At 52.1% G+C, this 17,798-nt stretch carries 15 protein-coding genes and 1 pseudogene; 7 read left to right on the forward strand and 9 right to left on the reverse strand.

All coding sequences use genetic code 11. The annotated features are described in order from the left end of the window. The first annotated feature begins 17 nt into the window (after window positions 1-17). Both ACFOUO_RS03635 and ACFOUO_RS03640 read left to right on the forward strand, forming a co-directional pair. Window positions 18-1,409: an MFS transporter gene (locus ACFOUO_RS03635; protein ID WP_380702245.1), complete on the forward strand. Its 1,392-nt coding sequence runs from the start codon at window positions 18-20 to the stop codon at window positions 1,407-1,409. 18 nt (window positions 1,410-1,427) lie between these two features. Further along, window positions 1,428-3,548, forward strand: a complete 2,121-nt coding sequence (locus ACFOUO_RS03640; protein ID WP_380702247.1) for a JmjC domain-containing protein — start codon at window positions 1,428-1,430, stop codon at window positions 3,546-3,548. Window positions 3,549-3,682: 134 nt separating this feature from the next. Here ACFOUO_RS03640 and ACFOUO_RS03645 read toward each other — a convergent pair whose 3' ends face one another. From ACFOUO_RS03645 to ACFOUO_RS03680, 8 genes and pseudogenes are all read right to left on the reverse strand, one after another. Continuing rightward, window positions 3,683-3,850, reverse strand: a complete 168-nt coding sequence (locus ACFOUO_RS03645) for a hypothetical protein (protein ID WP_380702249.1) — start codon at window positions 3,848-3,850, stop codon at window positions 3,683-3,685. A 25-nt stretch (window positions 3,851-3,875) separates the two neighbouring features. Beyond that, the gene (locus ACFOUO_RS03650; protein WP_380702251.1) at window positions 3,876-4,817 is read right to left on the reverse strand and encodes a hypothetical protein; all 942 of its coding nucleotides are present in this window, start codon (window positions 4,815-4,817) and stop codon (window positions 3,876-3,878) included. 169 nt (window positions 4,818-4,986) lie between these two features. After that, a complete protein-coding gene (locus tag ACFOUO_RS03655) occupies window positions 4,987-5,748 on the reverse strand; it encodes a sirohydrochlorin chelatase (protein ID WP_380702253.1) in 762 nt (253 codons plus the stop codon). Between the two features lie 14 nt (window positions 5,749-5,762). Next, complete coding sequence (cobA, locus tag ACFOUO_RS03660; protein ID WP_380702255.1) at window positions 5,763-6,551, reverse strand: uroporphyrinogen-III C-methyltransferase; 789 nt, start codon at window positions 6,549-6,551, stop codon at window positions 5,763-5,765. 108 nt (window positions 6,552-6,659) lie between these two features. Continuing rightward, window positions 6,660-6,992, reverse strand: a complete 333-nt coding sequence (gene nirD / locus ACFOUO_RS03665) for a nitrite reductase small subunit NirD (RefSeq protein WP_380702257.1) — start codon at window positions 6,990-6,992, stop codon at window positions 6,660-6,662. 20 nt (window positions 6,993-7,012) lie between these two features. Beyond that, window positions 7,013-9,433, reverse strand: coding sequence for a nitrite reductase large subunit NirB (nirB, locus tag ACFOUO_RS03670; protein ID WP_380703239.1), 2,421 nt, complete (start codon window positions 9,431-9,433; stop codon window positions 7,013-7,015). A gap of 57 nt (window positions 9,434-9,490) precedes the next feature. Next, a pseudogene (nasC, locus tag ACFOUO_RS03675) lies at window positions 9,491-11,659 on the reverse strand (assimilatory nitrate reductase catalytic subunit NasC); the annotation flags it as partial. Further along, window positions 11,616-12,833 (reverse strand): nitrate/nitrite transporter, encoded by a 1,218-nt coding sequence (locus tag ACFOUO_RS03680; RefSeq protein ID WP_380702259.1) that lies wholly within the window; start codon window positions 12,831-12,833, stop codon window positions 11,616-11,618. The gene ACFOUO_RS03680 and the pseudogene nasC, both read right to left, overlap by 44 nt. A gap of 374 nt (window positions 12,834-13,207) precedes the next feature. Here ACFOUO_RS03680 and ACFOUO_RS03685 point away from each other — a divergent pair, with 374 nt between their 5' ends. From ACFOUO_RS03685 to ACFOUO_RS03700, 4 genes are all read left to right on the forward strand, one after another. Beyond that, window positions 13,208-13,771 carry an ANTAR domain-containing response regulator gene (locus ACFOUO_RS03685; protein ID WP_380702261.1) on the forward strand — a complete coding sequence of 188 codons (564 nt, stop codon included), beginning with the start codon at window positions 13,208-13,210 and terminating at the stop codon, window positions 13,769-13,771. Window positions 13,772-13,791: 20 nt separating this feature from the next. After that, window positions 13,792-14,835 carry an anthranilate phosphoribosyltransferase gene (locus tag ACFOUO_RS03690; RefSeq protein ID WP_380703241.1) on the forward strand — a complete coding sequence of 348 codons (1,044 nt, stop codon included), beginning with the start codon at window positions 13,792-13,794 and terminating at the stop codon, window positions 14,833-14,835. Window positions 14,836-15,101: 266 nt separating this feature from the next. Then, on the forward strand, window positions 15,102-15,650 hold the full coding sequence (locus ACFOUO_RS03695) for a GNAT family N-acetyltransferase (RefSeq protein WP_380702263.1): 549 nt from the start codon (window positions 15,102-15,104) through the stop codon (window positions 15,648-15,650). Between the two features lie 99 nt (window positions 15,651-15,749). Continuing rightward, on the forward strand, window positions 15,750-16,190 hold the full coding sequence (locus tag ACFOUO_RS03700) for a peptidylprolyl isomerase (RefSeq protein ID WP_380702265.1): 441 nt from the start codon (window positions 15,750-15,752) through the stop codon (window positions 16,188-16,190). A 218-nt stretch (window positions 16,191-16,408) separates the two neighbouring features. Here the strand turns inward: ACFOUO_RS03700 and ACFOUO_RS03705 are convergent, their stop codons facing one another. After that, a complete protein-coding gene (locus ACFOUO_RS03705) occupies window positions 16,409-17,143 on the reverse strand; it encodes a pyridoxamine 5'-phosphate oxidase family protein (protein WP_380702267.1) in 735 nt (244 codons plus the stop codon). Window positions 17,144-17,383: 240 nt separating this feature from the next. Between ACFOUO_RS03705 and ACFOUO_RS03710 the strand changes: the two genes are divergently transcribed. Continuing rightward, window positions 17,384-17,746 carry a group I truncated hemoglobin gene (locus ACFOUO_RS03710; RefSeq protein ID WP_380702269.1) on the forward strand — a complete coding sequence of 121 codons (363 nt, stop codon included), beginning with the start codon at window positions 17,384-17,386 and terminating at the stop codon, window positions 17,744-17,746. The last annotated feature ends 52 nt before the right edge of the window (window positions 17,747-17,798 follow it).

Here is a 17,798-nt window from a genome sequence, read left to right on the forward strand (position 1 = left end):
AAAAAGAGTTCCGGGGGATGACCATGATCTCAATCCAACAAAGAATCCTGATTATAACCATCGCTTCAGGCGTGTTCGCCAGTGTCATGAGCACGTCCATGTTATCCATTGCTTTCCCCGATCTCGTCCGAGCCTTTACGATCGATTATGAAACGCTGCAAGTTAGAAATATTCTGTTCTTTACTTTTTTCGCGGTTGGGCTTCCTTTTTTCGGGAAAATTACGGATCGGGTAGGCCCCCGCGTCATTTTTTTAACCGGGTTGGCTCTTTTTATTCTTTCCTGCGTCATGAGTGCAACCATGACCCAATGGGGAGGATTTTTGTTTTTTCAATCGACCCAAGCCCTTGCAGATGCCATGATTGTTCCTGCAACGGTGACGTTGATTCGGCATCAATTTCCTGAAACAAAGATGGGGTGGGCCTTTGGTTGGTTTTCGGCCACCTTGGCACTGGCAACGATCATTGGTCCGGCTTTGGGAGGACTGATCCTCAAAACCTATGAATGGACCATGCTCTTTTATGTGCTGGCTTTCTGCTCCTTGATCAGTTTTCTATTCGCTTGGATCCGCATCCCCCACAATGAATCGGAAACCAATCGCGGCGAAAAAACCGTGATCCCCTGGTTCAGCGGGTTATCCTTGGGAGCGGGGATGATCTTGTTCCAGTTCTTTATGTTGGAGCCCGCCAGGAAAATTATGTGGTTGGGTATTGCGCTTCTTGCCATCGGACTGTTCCTCTACAGTGAAAAGCATCATGCCCCTCTGCTTCCAAAGCGTTTTTATCGGAACGTCCGTTTTCTAAATGCTTGCATTCGTGTCTTTCTTCTGTTCATGGTCGTCAATACGATCGCCCTCTATGGGCCGAGCTATCTCCGAGACGTTCACCATTGGCCGCCGGATAAGGTGGGTTGGGTGATCTTGATTGATTCCGTCATCGGTGTATCGATTGCAAGCTTAGCTGGTAAGGCCGCTGATCGAAACCCCCTCTTGACCATGGGAACAGGAATTGGGATCAGTATCATCGGCACCGCCCTATTTTTATGGACCGTCTTCGGGCACAGTTATCTATGGATCTTTCTGCTCATTTATTTATTAAGCGGTCTCGGCAGTACCCTTACGATGCCATCCCAGAACAAAATCGCCATGACCAGTGTCCCGAAGGAGCAGACCGGAAACTATATGGGGCTTTTTCAGATGATCCAGTTTATCACGGGAGCTTTCGCAGCAGGTGCTTTTGGTTCTTTTGTCGAGGGAGAAAAGACAGGGCAAATCAGTTCCTCGGGATTCTCCCTGACGATCCTCATCAGTGTTGGTTTGCTAATTGGAGCACTTTGCACCGTATGGTTTGATCGTCATCTTACAAAAAAGCAAGCGGAGGAGAAAAGATCTTCGATTCAACCATTACCCTGATGAAAGGGGCTGGCTAAGATGGATTTTATCGCAGGAGAGATCAGTCGGGAAACATTCATAGCGGACTATTGGAGGAAAAAGCCCTTCTTTCTGAAAGGGGGAGCCAAAAAGCTATTACAAACCTCGATCTCAGCTGAAGAATTTGCTCGCACCGCTAACACCATCGAGACGAGCAATCCTCAGATGGTCAAACGGGATGGCGACCGATTGGTTTTTGCTCAGCGGTGGGATTCCGCTAACCAGCGGTTTAAAAAGATTTCGACGCGTATTGCCCAGACGATGTCCTGGCCAGATGTTTGGTTTGACGGTGTACTTGCCTCCGATGGACATAGTATCGGTTGCCACTATGATGATAGTGATAATTTTGTCCTTCAGCAGGAAGGAACAAAAATCTGGAAACTGCATCCTCCGACGATTATTCCCCAGGAAGAGTTGCGTCAACGGATGCTGAAAAACCCCGAGGTCGGGAATATCTTTATGCCGGAGAATGCCATTCAGTTTGTTTTGGAACCGGGGGATCTCCTTTATATTCCGATATTTTGGCCTCATTGGGGAGTCTCAGAAGGGCCTTCTCTTAGTGTATCTTTTGTCTGTAACACCAGTAATGCTGTACGGGAGCTGATCCCGGTGATCAGAGAGGTGTTATCCCATGAGCCGTTATGGTGGGAACCTCTTCCTATGTTTCCGGTCCCCAACTATGAAAAAGGTATGGATCTAGCCAAGGGAGACGCCAAACCCCTCGAATCCGTCATGGACAATCTATTGGATGTTTTCCAACAGGCCTCTTTCCGCCAGAAGGTGATCCAATCTTGGTGGGAACGTCGTGCCGAACGGATTTGGGGATCGCACCAACAAAAAGAGACACCGACGTCCGGGGCACAGCATTTGGCTATCGATAAAGATTGGGTGCGAAAAATATCGGGCCCGCCTTTGGAAGCCATCAACGTGAAGAACCTCGTTTCGATTTATCCCGCTACGCTTCAAACTTTGCAACGCTATACCTTTCGCATTTATCTGAAACGCTTTTTGTTATCCATGAGCAAAGGCTTCGGAATGTTGAATGATTATAGGCCAAAGGAATACCTCCAGACGCTTTTATCCACCATGCAACGGATGGACGCGGCCTCGTTGACGGAGGCTTTTCATTGTCCCGAGTTTACTTCCTGGATCAAACGCTTTGCAGAAGCGATCCAGTTCGGATATCCTCCCAGGCTGGAACAACTTCTCTATCAAATGGGAGGTTTTTGGATCGCTTATTTTTTGCAGAAGGATATTCTTCTGGAACAAAAAGAGTATTGGGTCTCCCGATCCACTTCGCACACCTGGCAACTGCCGTCTTTAGGCATGGAACTCGTATCGGATCATGAGCTGCCGGAAGTATTTCCTATCGAAAAACAACAGGCGGACATCCTTATCAAACTGGGGGATTCCTGTTATCGTTTACCAGCGTCATTTTTTGTACAAGGAGCCCGGAAGGTACAGATATCCGACAGCTTGCGATGGGAGCCCTTGCCGTTCCTCCCCGCCGAAAAAGTGGCCATCATCCAGAAACACGACTGGTATAAACCCCTTTTGTCCCATCGAAAGGAAGCATTTTTGGAGGATCCAGCGTTTCAATCCTTTAGCCAACAAGTTGTGAAAGCGATCCATCAGCTAAAAGAAACGTGGCCCGAAGCCTATAAAGAGTTTCGACAGTCCGTCTATACCATACTCCCCTATGATTCTGATCTTCCTTCGAAAGACAGCGACGACCTTCGCATGTATAGAGGACTCGCCTATTTCTCTCCATCGGCCCAGCGTCCCATCCTTCCTATGCTTTTGATAGAGACAGCTAGAAACCGACTACACGCGATCATGGATGTGTTTCAACTTTTTCATAACCCTGCACGCTCGATTCCTGCTTCAAATGGAAAGGAACATCAAGCACAGGGTTGGCTGGAGAAACTGGTTATAACCCTTCAACTTCGGCAGTTGGCCACCCGATCGGGCGGTGAACTGAGCTTGGAATGGGGAGCAGAGCCATACAGAGTCTCCGAAATCATCTCTCTGCTAAGTACCTGCGGAGAATTAACGGAAAATGGCCAGCGTTTTTTAGAAGGGTGTACAGCATTGGAAACAAAGCTGGCCACCCGGTTATAAAAACACCATGGAATCAGATTGGCCCATAGATAACAGTACCCTTCGGCCCGCGACAGGCGGACCGTTTTTTTCTGGGAACACACAAATAAACCGTCCACCTTCACGGCGGACGGTTTGTAAGGGGATGACTCGACTCACTTGATTATCAACTGTTTTCGATGCTTACCCACAATCCCTGAATATTGATCATTACCTGCCTGTGACTGGCTTTTGGGCTTCACGGTAATGCCCATCCTCTGAAGTTTCTCGACAATATCCAGTTGATCCTTGGCGCTTGAAGTCCGATGCATCGCAGTTGACATTCTTTTGAATTCCCCCTGTCGTCGATTATGTACTATCTTCATTATACGTGATCTGCTCTGCTTTGTGCATGCCTTCAATCAAGGTTTCGACCAGATTTTCCATTTGCGCTTCCGTATCTTCCACGTCAAGGATTTCTGGGCTAAGGGTTAACAAGAAGACATGATCCGTATTTTTGATGGTAATCGTTTTGGTGAGGTAGACCCGCCCCTTTTTTTCACTGTTACCCTCATGCAGGAATTTGTAAAATTCCCCCTTCAAAAGCAATCCCCTTAAAATTCCCGTCCGTTTATGGTTGGTAATTTTCTTCACTTTGGCGGGATCCAGGAAAAATTCAAAGTCCATCACGTCTTCCAACAAATCCAGCGCCAACCTAACCAACGCATACTGGATCGCCGTACGGTCATTAATCTCTACGGATGTGGATATTTCATGGTTATTCTTCTGGATGAACCGCAGCAATTCTTCAAACTCACCCCGTACAAACTTTTTTCGGGCTCTTTCAAAGTCCCGGTACAGAGAAAGATCCAAAGAATAATAGGTTTGAACCATAGCATTTAAATCCGTCTTCTCCCATACGTACCCGTCCAAATGATTGATTTTAATTTGCAACTGGCCTTCCGCTTGTTTAACCGAATACGTGTAAAGCTGGGCAGCCAGAACGAAGGACTCATTCTTCGTGAACTTTTCCAGAGCCTTTAAGATCCGGGCCCTCCATTTATAGTCCTTCAAGTCGTCATATGCACTCAATAACAGCCGGGCGTTGTCGGCGAGATCTTCTTTGTAGGCTTTGACCAATTCCGAATGATAGATGGCCAGCACCGTCCCCAGCAATACAACCAGGATTAGGCTTACCTTCACCTGAAAAAACGGCTGCAAATACTCTGTGTAGTATGAGGCGGAGTCGTTCTCCATCCAGACTTCCAGAAAAAATACAAACACAGCAGCAGCCGTCAGCTTAAACGACAAGGATATCTTCTCTTTGTACTTATTTCTTAGCACGCAGTCGATCCCTGCCCTCCTTTTATAAGAAATCCCTTGCAATGGAATATAGAGACCATTCCTATCTTATCATACCGGAAACCAAAAACCCCGGCGTAAGCCGGGGAAAGACTCAAATCTGAGGAAATCACTCCTGCTACCGGGTGGACAACGCCCGTTTGATCGTATCCTCCACCCATCGGCTGACCCCAGGGTGGGGAAGGTAGGTCTCCCCCCGGTAACGATGGGGGATCCCTTCCAGTTCCCGGGGCAAGACGGTTTCAGTGAAATACCCCCGGCTCAAGAAAGTCGGCATCACGAGAAGACGACCGCGACGTGCCAATGCTTCCGCCTTCAGTCGGAGGTCACCGGTCCGTAACATCGCATAGTCAACGGCAGCAAACCCGAAGCGCTGCCCCATCTCCTCCGCCAATGAAGCAAGCCCCTTCTCCCACTCCTCCCGAAATCCCGATTTTTCGCTTCCGTGGGCGGCCAAAAGAAGGGTCTCTTCTAGGGAAGAGTCGGCTAGAGCACGGACCCGGTCTGCCATAATCCCCCTTACACAGGGGTGAGCATCCATAGCTGGACACCAGAGGATTTCTGCCCGGGGCCAGATCTGGGGAAGAGCCGTCTTGATACGGGGTCGATGCTCTACGCCCAGGGCATACCGGATTTCCTCCAGGTGGGTACTACCCGAAGAAACGAAGAGAGGCACTGCCAGGATTCGTTCCACACCCATGGCCTCCAGCTCCCTTACTCCATCTGGAATCAGCTGCCCCTCTACCAATTCCAGGTAGCCGACTTTCAGGGGAAACTCCGTCTCCACCGCTAATGCGGCCTCCTCAACGAGCCAGTTCCACTCTTCGGCCCCGGAACCGTGGGCGATTAGCAGCACCCCTGTCTTTAAGGGACTGACCATGTTCTTTCACCTCTCTACAATGGGACCGTTTCTTTCACTGTACCACTCTCCTCGCCTGTAAACCAAACCAGCTTTTCCCGGAGGCGTACCACTTCTCCAACGATGATCACAGCCGGCGACCGGAAACCAGTCTCTTGAACCTGTTTGACGATATCCCCCAGAGTACCCGTCAGTGCCTTCTGCCGACCGTACATCGTTCCCCAGCGGACCAGAGCAACAGGGGTTTCCGGTGACAGTCCCCCCTCCAACAGGACATCCCGGATGGACGGGAGGTTGCCGACCCCCATATAGATCACCAAGGTATCCACGCCTGCCGCTAGGCTCTTCCAATCCGGCTCTGGGGATCCCTCCGTCCCCTGGTGACCGGTGACAAAGGCGACAGAAGCACTGATTCCCCGGTGGGTAGGCGGAATCCCGGCATAGATCGGAGCCGCCACGCCGGACGTCACCCCCGGTATGATTTCAAAAGGAACACCGTGTTCGGCGCACCAGGCGGCTTCCTCCCCTACCCGGCCAAAAATCCCAGGATCGCCTCCCTTTAGGCGCAGAACTTGGTTACCTTTCTCCGCTTCCTCCACCAGCATTCGGTTGATCTCCTCTTGGGATCGTGTGTGTTTCCCAGACCGTTTGCCGCAGTCGACTAACCGGGCGGAGGGTTTGGCACGGTTGAGCAACTCCGGATTGACCAAACGGTCGTAAAGGATCACATCCGCCTCAGCCAGCAGTTCCCAGGTACGCAGGGTAACCAATTTGGGATCACCGGGTCCAGCGCCTGCCAGATAAACCGTTCCTCTGCTTCTCATCTCCATCCCCTCCGTCTATAGAAAGCGGGACGGCACCTGCCGTCCCCAAATATGACAAGCCATCTTATTGTTGACGTGCGAGCATCCCTTACACAACGCATTATTCGATCAAACTCCTACTTTTTCCTCCACCAAGCAGATCTTCACTTCATCCCCTTCCACTTCAACGGGGTAGGTGCGGACACAACCGGCATCCGGTTCCTGTACCTGCCCGTCACACAGATCCACCTTATATTCATGAAGGGGGCAAAAGACGAAATCTCCGCTGACCATTCCTTCAGAGAGCGGACCGCCGCGATGGGGACAACGGTTTTCCACCGCCCGGATATCCCCATTGAGAAGACGGAAGACAGCGATTTCCACCCCATTGACGTGCACCTTCTTCCCCGCTTGGACAGGAAAATCCTTCATATGGCCGATGGATACTTTTTTCACTTTCAATCCTCCTCTCGATTTCCCCGTCACACCTGTGCTTCTTCGTAGAACATACGCCGGGTTTTTCTGTCAGACGCGTCGGTCTGCCACGGCTCCCGATAGTTGGCGAGGGCTTTTTCCACTCGCTCCAGAAGTTTCCTTCGATTGTCTTTATCCTCCACGACCGCCTTTTTCACGCGATCGAGGCCAATCCGTTCCAACCAAGTCGATGTACGCTCCCAGTATTCAGCATCCTCTCGGTAGAATTGCAGAAACGCTCCGGTGATCTCCAATACCTCTTCTTCCGTCTTCACTTTACAGAGGAAATCCCCCCCACGCAGGTTGACACCGCCGTTTCCGCCAACATAAATCTCCCAACCGCCGTCGACGCCGACCACCCCTAGGTCCTTGATCCCAGACTCCGCACAGTTACGGGGACAGGCGGAAACCGCCATTTTCACCTTGTGCGGGGTGTCCAGCCCTTCGAACTTCTTCTCCATTTGAATGCCCATCCCGATGGAATTCTGGGTACCGAAGCGACAAAAATCCGCTCCGACACAGGTTTTGACAGTACGCAAACCCTTCGCGTAGGCGTGACCGGAGGGCATCCCGATATCTTCCCAGATTCCCGGAAGATCCTCCTTTTTTACACCCAAAAGATCAATCCGCTGTCCGCCTGTAACCTTGATCATCCGTACGTTGTACTTTTCCGCCGCAGATGCGATCCTGCGCAGTTCATCAGGGGACGTCACACCACCGTACATCCGGGGCACCACCGAATAAGTGCCGTCGTTCTGGATGTTGGCATGCCGCTGTTCGTTGACGATCCGGGAAGTCCGGTCATCCACGGCTTCCCCCGGTCTTACCATCCCCAAGTAGTAGTTGAGTGCCGGACGGCATGTTGGGCAACCTTCGGGGTTTTTCCAGCCAAGGACGTTCATCGTTTCCCGCACCATCGTAAGACCTTTTTCACGGATGGCTTCCACGACGTCGTCCCGAGTCAGATCCGTACAGGAACAGACCGGGGACTTCGCCGAAGCAGCTGAATCAAAGGTTTCCCCCAGTTCCTCCTCTAAGATGGAAGCAACCAGCGGTTTACACCCGCCACAGGAAGCTCCCGCCTTGGTACAGCTTTTTACCCCTTCCACATCGGTAAGACCCTTATCTCGGATGGCACCCAAGATCTCTCCTTTGGAAACCCCGTTACAATCGCATACCTGATCATCGTCGGCCAAATTTCGGGCTGCGGAAACCCCGCCTCCGGCCTTATCTCCCCCGCCCATCAAAGCGGCGTGGATCTCATCCGTCATCTCCCGCCCGTCGCGGATCCACCCTAAGAGGGAAGCAGAATCTGTCGTATCTCCGAAGAGGACACCGCCAATAATCTGTTTATCGCGCAGAAGCACTTTTTTGTAGGTCCCTTTCCATTCGTCCTGGCTGCGGAGGGAGCGGGTGTCTTCTCCGTCGTTAAACTCGCCGGCAGAGAAGACGTCCACACCAGAAACCTTCAGTTTCGTTGCAGTTACCGAGCCTTCATAGGGATCCGTCGCCAGGTGGCAAAGACGCTTGGCCAACACCGCCCCTTGTTCTTTGTGAGGGGCGACCAGTCCGTAGACCGTCCCCCGGTGTTCCGCACATTCACCAACGGCATGGATGCCAGGAATGTTGGTCCTCATCCAGTCGTCCACCACGATCCCCCGATTGATTTCAATCCCACTCTCCTTCGCCAAAGCCACATTGGGACGAATTCCGACCGCCATGACTACCAAGTCGGCATCAATCGAAGACCCGTCTTTGAAACGGAGCCCCGTCACCCGTTTGCGACCGAGAATACGCTCGGTCTGCTTTTCCAGCAGGAATTTCATTCCCTGACTTTCCAGCTCCGTCTTCAACATGCGGGCGGCTTCCCGGTCCAGCTGCCGTTCCATCAGGGTGTCGAAGATGTGGATCACCTGGACGTCCATCCCTAAGTTTAATAACCCCCGTGCAGCCTCCAGACCCAACAGACCGCCGCCGATTACTGCGGCCTTTTTATACTTTTTGGCGGTTTCCATCATCGTTTCGCAGTCCTTAATATCACGGAAGGCGATGACTCCTTCCTTATCCGCGCCCGGAAGCGGCAGCATGAAGGGCTCCGATCCTGTCGCCAGCACCAACTCGTCATAGGGAGCGGAGATTCCCCCTTCGGCGTGAACGATTTTCTTTTCGGTATCGATGTGGGTGACGGCACGACCGGTGTGGAGGTGGATGCCGTTTTGCCGATACCACTCCCAACTGTTGAGGATGATATCCTCCAATCCGGTATCACCAGCTAACACCGAAGAAAGCAGAATCCGATTGTAGTTCGGATGGGGCTCCTTCCCAAAAATCGTGATATCGTAGGCGTCCCGATCTAATTTCAGTACATGCTCGACGACGTTCACTCCGGCCATCCCGTTTCCAACCAACACCAGTTTTCGTTTGGGCATTGATCCTGCTCCTTTCCTTGTCCTCGCTTGTTTTCGGACCTTTGCCGGTTCGACATGGACGGCGCAGGCTTTAAATGAGGGCATCCGGCTGTACGGATCCAACTCAGGAAGCGTCAACCGATTGACGTTTTCCTCGCCTCCCCAGTGCATGGGGCAAAAAACCGTATCTTTTCGGATTTTGTCGGTCACTTTCACTTTCAGCGTCACTTCTCCCCGACGGGATCGAATCCGGGCCTTTTCCCCGTTTTCTAACCCCCTGGAGGCGGCCGTGTCCGGGTGAACCGCCAGGAACGGTTCCGGCTCCTTTTCTACCAGGGCCGGGGTCCGGCGGGTTTGAACGCCAGTCAGGTAATGAGGCAACAATCGGCCTGTGGTCAGCACCAGTGGATAGTCGGAATCCGTTTTTTCCGGAAGTTCGGGAGCAGGAACGGGAATGATCCGGGCTCGACCGTCAGGGTGATAGAAGCGTCCATCGGTAAATAGGCGGTCCTTCCCAGGTTCATCCTCCTCCGGGCATGGCCAGAACACCCCGCCCTCTTGTTCGATCCGTTCGTAGGAGATCCCGGAATAATCAGCGCTCCCCCCTCGGCTCGCCCGCCGGAGCTCTTCAAAAATCTCTTCTGCCGAGGGATAGGAAAAATACTTCCCTTCCCCTAAAACCCGGGCCATCTCCCCAAGTATCTGCCAATCGAGCCGGGCTTCCTCCGGCAGGGGGCGAACCGCCCGCCGAAGCACGACACGTCCCTCCAGATTGGTCATCGTCCCCTCATCCTCCGTATAGGAAGAGCCGGGGAGAACCAGGTCCGCCATTTGAGCCGTCTCGGAAAGGAAGAGGTCGATGGAGACGAGGAAATCCAGTTTCTCCAGGGCCCGTCGGGCCAGATGGGCGTTGGGGGAGGAAACTACCGGGTTGGAGGAAAGGACCACCAACCCCCGAATCTCTTGCCGGTCCATCGCCTCAAACATCTCGTAGGCAGATATCCCCGGCCCCGGTAGCCGACTTTCCTCAATCCCCCAGACGGCGGCGACGGCCTGTCGATGTGCCGGATTATCGATCTGCCGATATCCGGGAAGCTGGTCAGCCTTTTGGCCGTGCTCCCTTCCCCCTTGCCCGTTTCCTTGACCTGTCACCGCGCCGTATCCGGAACCCGGTCGGCCGATTTTTCCGGTAACCAGCACCAGATTGAGGAAGTTACGAACATTCATGACCCCGTGAGCGTGTTGTTCGACCCCTCTCGCGGTGAGCACGAAACCTTCGGCGGCTTTCCCGTAAAGTCGGGCGGCGTGCCGGATCTGATCGACGGCGACCCCCGTCTGCCGGGTGATTTCCCTAAGGGAGATGCCCTCCAGATGCTCCCGGAGATCTTCGAATCCCACCGTGTGAGCCGCAATAAAAGCTTCATCGATCAGCCCTTCCTCCAGGATCACCTTCAACATCCCATTTACCAGGGCTGCGTCGGAACCCGGACGAACAGCAAGGTGAACATCCGCCAGTCGGGCAGTGGGTGTCTCTCTGGGATCGATGACAATGAGGGACGCCCCCCTCGCCTTGGCCTGTCTCAGGTACGGCACCATCGTGGGCTGACATTCAGCGATGTTAGCCCCTGCTAGGATGATGCAGTCACTGGAGGGAAGATCGGATAAAGGATTCGTCAATCCTCGATCCAGACCAAAGGCCTGATTCGCCGCTGTAGCCGCCGACGACATACAAAAGCGGCCATTATAGTCAATGTGACGGGTGCCGAGGGCCACCCGGGCAAACTTACCGAGGAGGTATGCCTCTTCATTGGTGAGGGAACCGCCCCCGAAAACGCCGACGGCATCTTTTCCCCACCGCTCCTGAGTTTCCAGCACCCGCTCCCGAAACCACGCCATCGCTTCTTCCCAGGAGACAGGTGTCAACGTCCCTTTCTTCCGAAGGAGCGGCCTCTGTAGACGCCCCCGGTCCAGAGCGTGGACATGGGCTTCCAACCCTTTCATGCACATCCGCCCCTGAACAACGGGATCATCCGGGTTGGGTTTGGACTCGATCCGCCGGATATAGGGGGATCGTTCCTCGTGGAGAAACATACTGCACTGCATACTGCAATAAGGGCATCGTGTCTTTACCGACGTTTCGGCTGTCTCCTTCAGCTCCTTCTCCCGGAATCGGTCCAGAAAACCTTCCGGTCGGTTATCCCCCTTATCCATGCCGGACGGCTCCTTGTCGGACAACCCGTTTACCATGCCACTGTCGCCCGATAATCCATATCGTGAGGAAAGCAGCTGCCGATACACCCGCAATCACCAGATATCCCGAAGCGAAAGTTCCCGTTGCCCCCTTCAGAGCACCAAGAAGGGAAGGGAGGAAAAAACCACCCAGTCCGCCGGCTGCTCCAACGAGCCCGGTCATCACGCCAATTTCCTTCCCAAAACGCTGGGGCACCAGCTGGAAGACCGCCCCGTTCCCTAGTCCGAGGGCGGCCATTACCAAAAAGAGCGCCGCCATTTCAAAAGGAAAGGGCATCAGGAAAGAGACCACTGAAAACAGGCTCGTGATGACGAAATACAACACCTGCAACATCCGAACTCCACCCACTCGATCAGCAAACCAACCACCGAGAGGACGGACAAAACTGCCGGCCAGCACACATAAGGTTACAAAATCACCGGTGGCAACGCGCCCAAGACCATACTGGTCGCTGAAAAAGATCGGCAGGAAACTGGCCATGCCAACAAACCCACCAAACGTCACACTATAGAAAAAGCAAAAGAGCCAGGCATCCCGCTGCCTTAAAACATCGAAATAATCCGCCCATTTTTTGGCGGGAGGTCGATCAGGAGCCTCTTTGGCGATCAAGAGGAACGTGACCAATACCACCACCATCGGAATCATGGTCATTCCGAAGACAGCATGCCAATCTCCAAAATGTTCAGCCAGCCGTGGAGCAAATAGGGTTGCAAGGAGGGTACCGCTGTTCCCTGCCCCGGCGATTCCCATGGCCAAACCTTGGTATCGGGGAGGGTACCACCGACTGGCCAAGGGCAAGGCGGCTGCAAAACTGGCTCCTGCGATTCCAAGCAAAAATCCGTATGCATACACTTCCGGGAGGGTCCGCCCGGATACCCAGAGGAGGAACAGAGGCAACAGCGTGAGAATCATCCCCAGTACCGATGTCCTCTTCGCACCGATCCGATCCGTTAGAACCCCCAAGATCAGACGGAAAAAGGATCCCCCCAGGATCGGTAGGGCTACCAACAGTCCTTTTTGTCCGGGAGTAAGTTGAAGGTCACTGGACACGAAAACCGAAACAGATCCCAGCAACACCCACACCATAAAACTGAGATCAAAATAGAGGAAGGAGGCCAACAGGCTGGGCCAGTGGCCGCTTTTTCGAAAATCCGCAAATGAAGAAACCATCCCGTAAACCTCCTGTTTCTAATAATCATGGTTTTTCCAATCACAAAAGTCCACCTCCACACCATTCAACCAATGGATCGGAGGCGGCCTCGTTGCCACCATTTCCTCTTCACCGGATAATTCGGACGGAAACGTCAGACTTCATTGCCGGTTTCACTCATCCTTGCTGGACACGCCATTGTGCCCTTGCTCCGGTTATCACAACTTTCAGGATAAGGTCATTATAGAGGGCTTCCGTTTTGATGTCAAGTAAATTGACATAAAGAAATGCCAAGTCACCTTAACAATCAAATGTTGTCAAGTTAGTTTACATAACGAGCCGTGTATTATAAAATGAGGAAAAATATTCATCTCGGTTTCAGGGAGAGGGTTCCATGATTCAACGTCTTATATTACTATCAGAGAAACCGTCGGGACAGTTTCCAGATACCTTTCATCACATGCTCACCAGAGCCGGGTTGCACGTTTTGAAAAAGCTGGCCTCAGAAGAAATCCAGCCAAAGGGCGAGGCAGACGCCATCGTTTTAGCAATCCCTGTTGACCGCCTAACGGAATATCATCCCTCCAAAGACCTTCCCCTTCTCTGGTGCTGTGACGGAAGGGATCCTCATCAACTTTCGGTCAAACACTTTTCTCCTCCTGACGGTTTACTGTTTCCTGGGATGGATGCAAACCAGATTCACTGGGCTCTGCGCTTTAGTGCTGAACGGCACCAGCGACGGCTGCGACTTGCACGGGAAAATGAACGACTCACCCGCAAACTAGAGGAACGAAAATGGATTGACCAGGCCAAGGGAATCCTATGTCAAGCCAAATCCCTCTCAGAGCCCGAGGCTTATCAGTTGCTACGCAAACATGCGATGAACGAACGGCGCCGAATCGCCGATGTCGCCGCTTCCATTGTCAATGTTTATCAATTGCTGGACGACAAGAAATGAGGAGGAAACCTACTTTGCCGATGATTGATATTCTGAAAGAAGTAGGCCGGGGAAAAAAGGGCGCTCGGGATCTTCAATACGAGGAGGCCCGCTATGCGGCTGAAACAATCCTGGACTTCGAGGCCGAACCGGCACAAATCGGGGCCTTTTTCCTAGCGGAGCGGATCAAGACTGAATCCACCGATGAAATCCTCGCCTTTACCGAAGCCCTCCGTGATCGTTGCGACCCTTTCCCTGTCAAAAACGGAATCGACTGTGCAGGCCCCTACGATGGCCGGAAAAAATCTTTCTTAGCGACAATTCCCGCCGCATTTATTCTTAGTGCCTGTGGCCTCCCTGTAACCCTGCACTCCTGTCCCTCTCTCCCACCCAAACGGGGTGCTACCCCTTCCGAAACCCTAGAGGCGGCAGGCATTTCCGCCCGGCATCTGCCCCGGGAAACCAGCATCGCAGCTGCGCGTGAGTCAGGGGTGCTCTTTGTCCCAGCCGAGAGATGGTGCCCTCCGCTAGCACGACTACGGCCGATCCGTGAACAGCTGGGGCTTCGTACCGTGATCAATACCGCCGAGAAACTGATTCGATTCTCCGATGCCGCTACAATCGCTGTCGGCGTCTTCCACAAGTCGGCTTTCGATAAAGCGATGGCCCTTCTGGAACGCTTGGGAGCGGAGCGAGGTTTGGTTGTCCAAGGAGTGGACGGCTCCGAGGACGTCCCTATCCATCGCCGCTCCCGGGTGGCCCGTTTCCAAGGGGGACACTGGGAGGATCGGGTCATCGACCCCGGAGAATTCGGCCTTAAAGACGAAGTACCTGAGGAAGATTGGACCGATGCCCGCCTTCAGGCAAAAACCCTCCATGATGTTCTTGAGGGCGACGCTCCTTCCGCCTGCCGGAATATGGCACTCTTAAACAGCGGCCTCCGCCTGTGGGCGGCGGGACTAACCTCTTCCCCTCAGGAAGGAATCATTCGGGCACAAGAAGCACTGGATCAAGGATTGGCCTTGGAGCGTTTTCGCACCTTCCAAAAGATCTTGTTATCCCATAACCGTCCCATCCAATCCTGAAGAGCCCACACAGAACCCGCTGAACTCTCAGCGGGTTTTTTTTGAGGTATAGGAGGGCTTTTCCTTGCAGATGATAAAGGAAAACCTTGCCTGGCCCGGGGTTCAGCAACATCCTGCTCAATTCTGTCAAGACCCGAAACCCCTAAGCATTATCCGGTTTTTCGGATTTTTTTCTGCGATTTCCCATAGCTATGTTAAAGTAATAATGTTGTCACCCTCTGCGGAAGCGTTTTTCCTGCAGATAAAACAAATCGGGAGGACAATCAGTGGATTATTATGACCGTTTGAAGGATTATTTCCCTGAAGAAGAGCTGAAAAAATACGCCCATCTTCGGGACCTGCTCGATGATCAGGAAATCTACCACAAAGAGGAGACCGAAGATTACCTTCTCCTCTACGGGGAATTCCGCAACTTCATCTTTGTCGATTACCTTCTCGTCAGCGGAAAAACCCGGGGCAAAGGTGTCGGCAGTCAAGTCATCGAAAAGCTGAAGAAAAAAGGAAAGGCGATTATCTTGGAAGTGGAAGAACCGGATCCCGCTCAGCCTGATACGAAGAAGCGAATCCACTTCTACGAAAAGAACGGCTTCCAAATAGCGGACCAAATCGAATACGTCCGGGAAACAGACGACGGCGGCACCCTAAAGCTGGACATTTACTACTGGAGCCCCGTTCCGCTGACCCAACAAGAAGTGATGGATCGGATGGCCAAAGCCTGCGAAGAAGTACACAATTTCCGTTCCATGCGCCACTATGGACGTATTCAAGCCGATCCTGAAGAAGTGCTTGAACTGAAAGAGCCAGCCATGAATTAACATAAAAACAGAAGATGAAACCCTGCCTGATGACAACGGCGGGGTTTCTTTTTTTGTGGTAAGATGGAAAAAGATTTTCAGAACTAAGGAGGGACCTGGATGGCTACCAAAGGCAGTATCGAAATGGACAACGGCGAGACAATCCTGCTGGAATTCTTCCCTGAAGCCGCTCCCGGCACCGTGGAAAACTTTAAAAAACTAGCCGATGAAGGCTTTTACGACGGCCTCACTTTCCACCGTGTCATCCCTGGCTTTGTCAGTCAAGGAGGTTGCCCGATCGGTAACGGAACCGGAGGCGCCGGCTACACCATCAAGTGTGAAACCACGGGTAACCCTTATAAACATGAGCCTGGCACCCTCTCCATGGCCCATGCCGGCAAAGATACCGGCTCCAGCCAGTTCTTTATCGTCCACGATCCCCAGCCCCATCTCGATGGGGTCCACACCGTCTTCGGTCGAGTAACCGACGGATTGGAAACAGTCCGAAAGATGCGTACCGGCGACCGAATGCAGCAAGTGCGGGTCTGGGAAGAGGACTAAGGGAAAAACGTCACCGGGCGCTTAGGAAGGCACCCGGTGTTTTTCATTTCGGCAGATAAAAAGGCCCGCCTCTGGGCCTTGAGCGATGGTTATTTATAGGAAATAGATAATAATGGCAATTCTCTACTGTTGGAGCCTGCCCATAGCAGCTTTCTGTATAGGATGACCCTTCTAGTATGGGTTCGTTTCTCTCCGATAAATGTATGTATATCTGAACCTTACTTGCCGTTTTGGGAACGCTTTCTCACCCAAGGTCGGCTTTCGTTCTTTGCCTGGAAATAATCTCCTCCTTTTTTCACGGGGTCGTCAGTCCCCCAATCCATTTCCTTTGGGAGTTTACTTAATCGGGGAATATGCTTGGAACAGTGGATATAAGCCTCCTCCACTTCGATCAGCACCCAGCGTTCCAGCTTCTTCCCTTGGCTGAAAATATATTGTTGAATAGCGGAAGATAGATGGGAAAAATGGGCCAATAGTTCTTCTTTTTCCACGATATGTGCCTTGCCGTTAACATGCAGGCCGACTGCCGTATCAAAAAAATCGATGAATAGGATACCCATATGCGGGTTTTCCCTGATGTTCCCCAAGCTGGCCATCACTCCGTTTCCCCGGTATTCGGGATAAAGGAGATGTTTCTCGTCTAATACCTGTACAAAGCCAGGCAAACCAGCCCGAAATGAATTGTCACATTCTCCCTGACCGTCTGCCGTGGCGATAAACATCATCTCTTGTCGGGCGATAAAGTGGATCATCGTTTCATTGAGGCGGTCCAGCATCTGGTTGTGATAAAAACTCAAGGCACGTTTTCGTGTCCCGTACTTTTCCTGAAGATGGTGTTCTCCAGTGGATCCAGGTAGATCTTTTTCAAAGTCCGGCTTCTCTGGCTGAGTGGAATCGACTGTTCGATGTTTTACCTTGCGTACCAATCGACGATAGAGACTCGTCCAAATCACATTTACGTCATCCTTTCGATACAGAACTGGACCGCGGGAGGACCTGCCCCTATTACTTTATTCCCGCGCAGTCTACCACTGCAACAGACAATTCTTTCTTGCACTCCTTCATATTGAAAATTCAGTTAAAAGATCGCGTGTTTCCATCCCATGAACGTCTGTTACTCCCACAGTTCCTTTGGCTTTTTTCATACATTCATGAACCGAAATTCGGAATTTGTTGTGTTTGGAGGGATCACTTTGGCTAAACCTACACTCTACGATCAGTTGGGCGAAGAGGGGATCATAGCCGTAGTCAATGAATTTTATGATCGAATGATCATGGACAAGCGGGTCAGCCATTATTTTATCCATGCCGATACGGACCGGCTCCGTGAACATCAGATCCAATATTTCATCAGCCATGTTTTAGGCGGGCCCCGTCAATATGACGGGATTAATCTGCGAACCGCCCACAACGGGCTGAACATTACCAACGAAGCGTATGAAGTAGCGATCAAGCATATGAATGCCTCATTGCGTAAATTCAATGTTTCCCCCGATATCCAAGTAAAAGTGGAAGCCTTTCTTCGCGGTATAAAGCCCCATATTATAAAAAAATAAACGAACCCCTGCCCCAGAAATGGATGGGCATAGATATCTTGTACCTGCTGTG

Origin of the sequence: Salinithrix halophila (assembly GCF_042650125.1) — a bacterium.
GTDB lineage: Bacteria > Bacillota > Bacilli > Thermoactinomycetales > DSM-45169 > Salinithrix > Salinithrix halophila.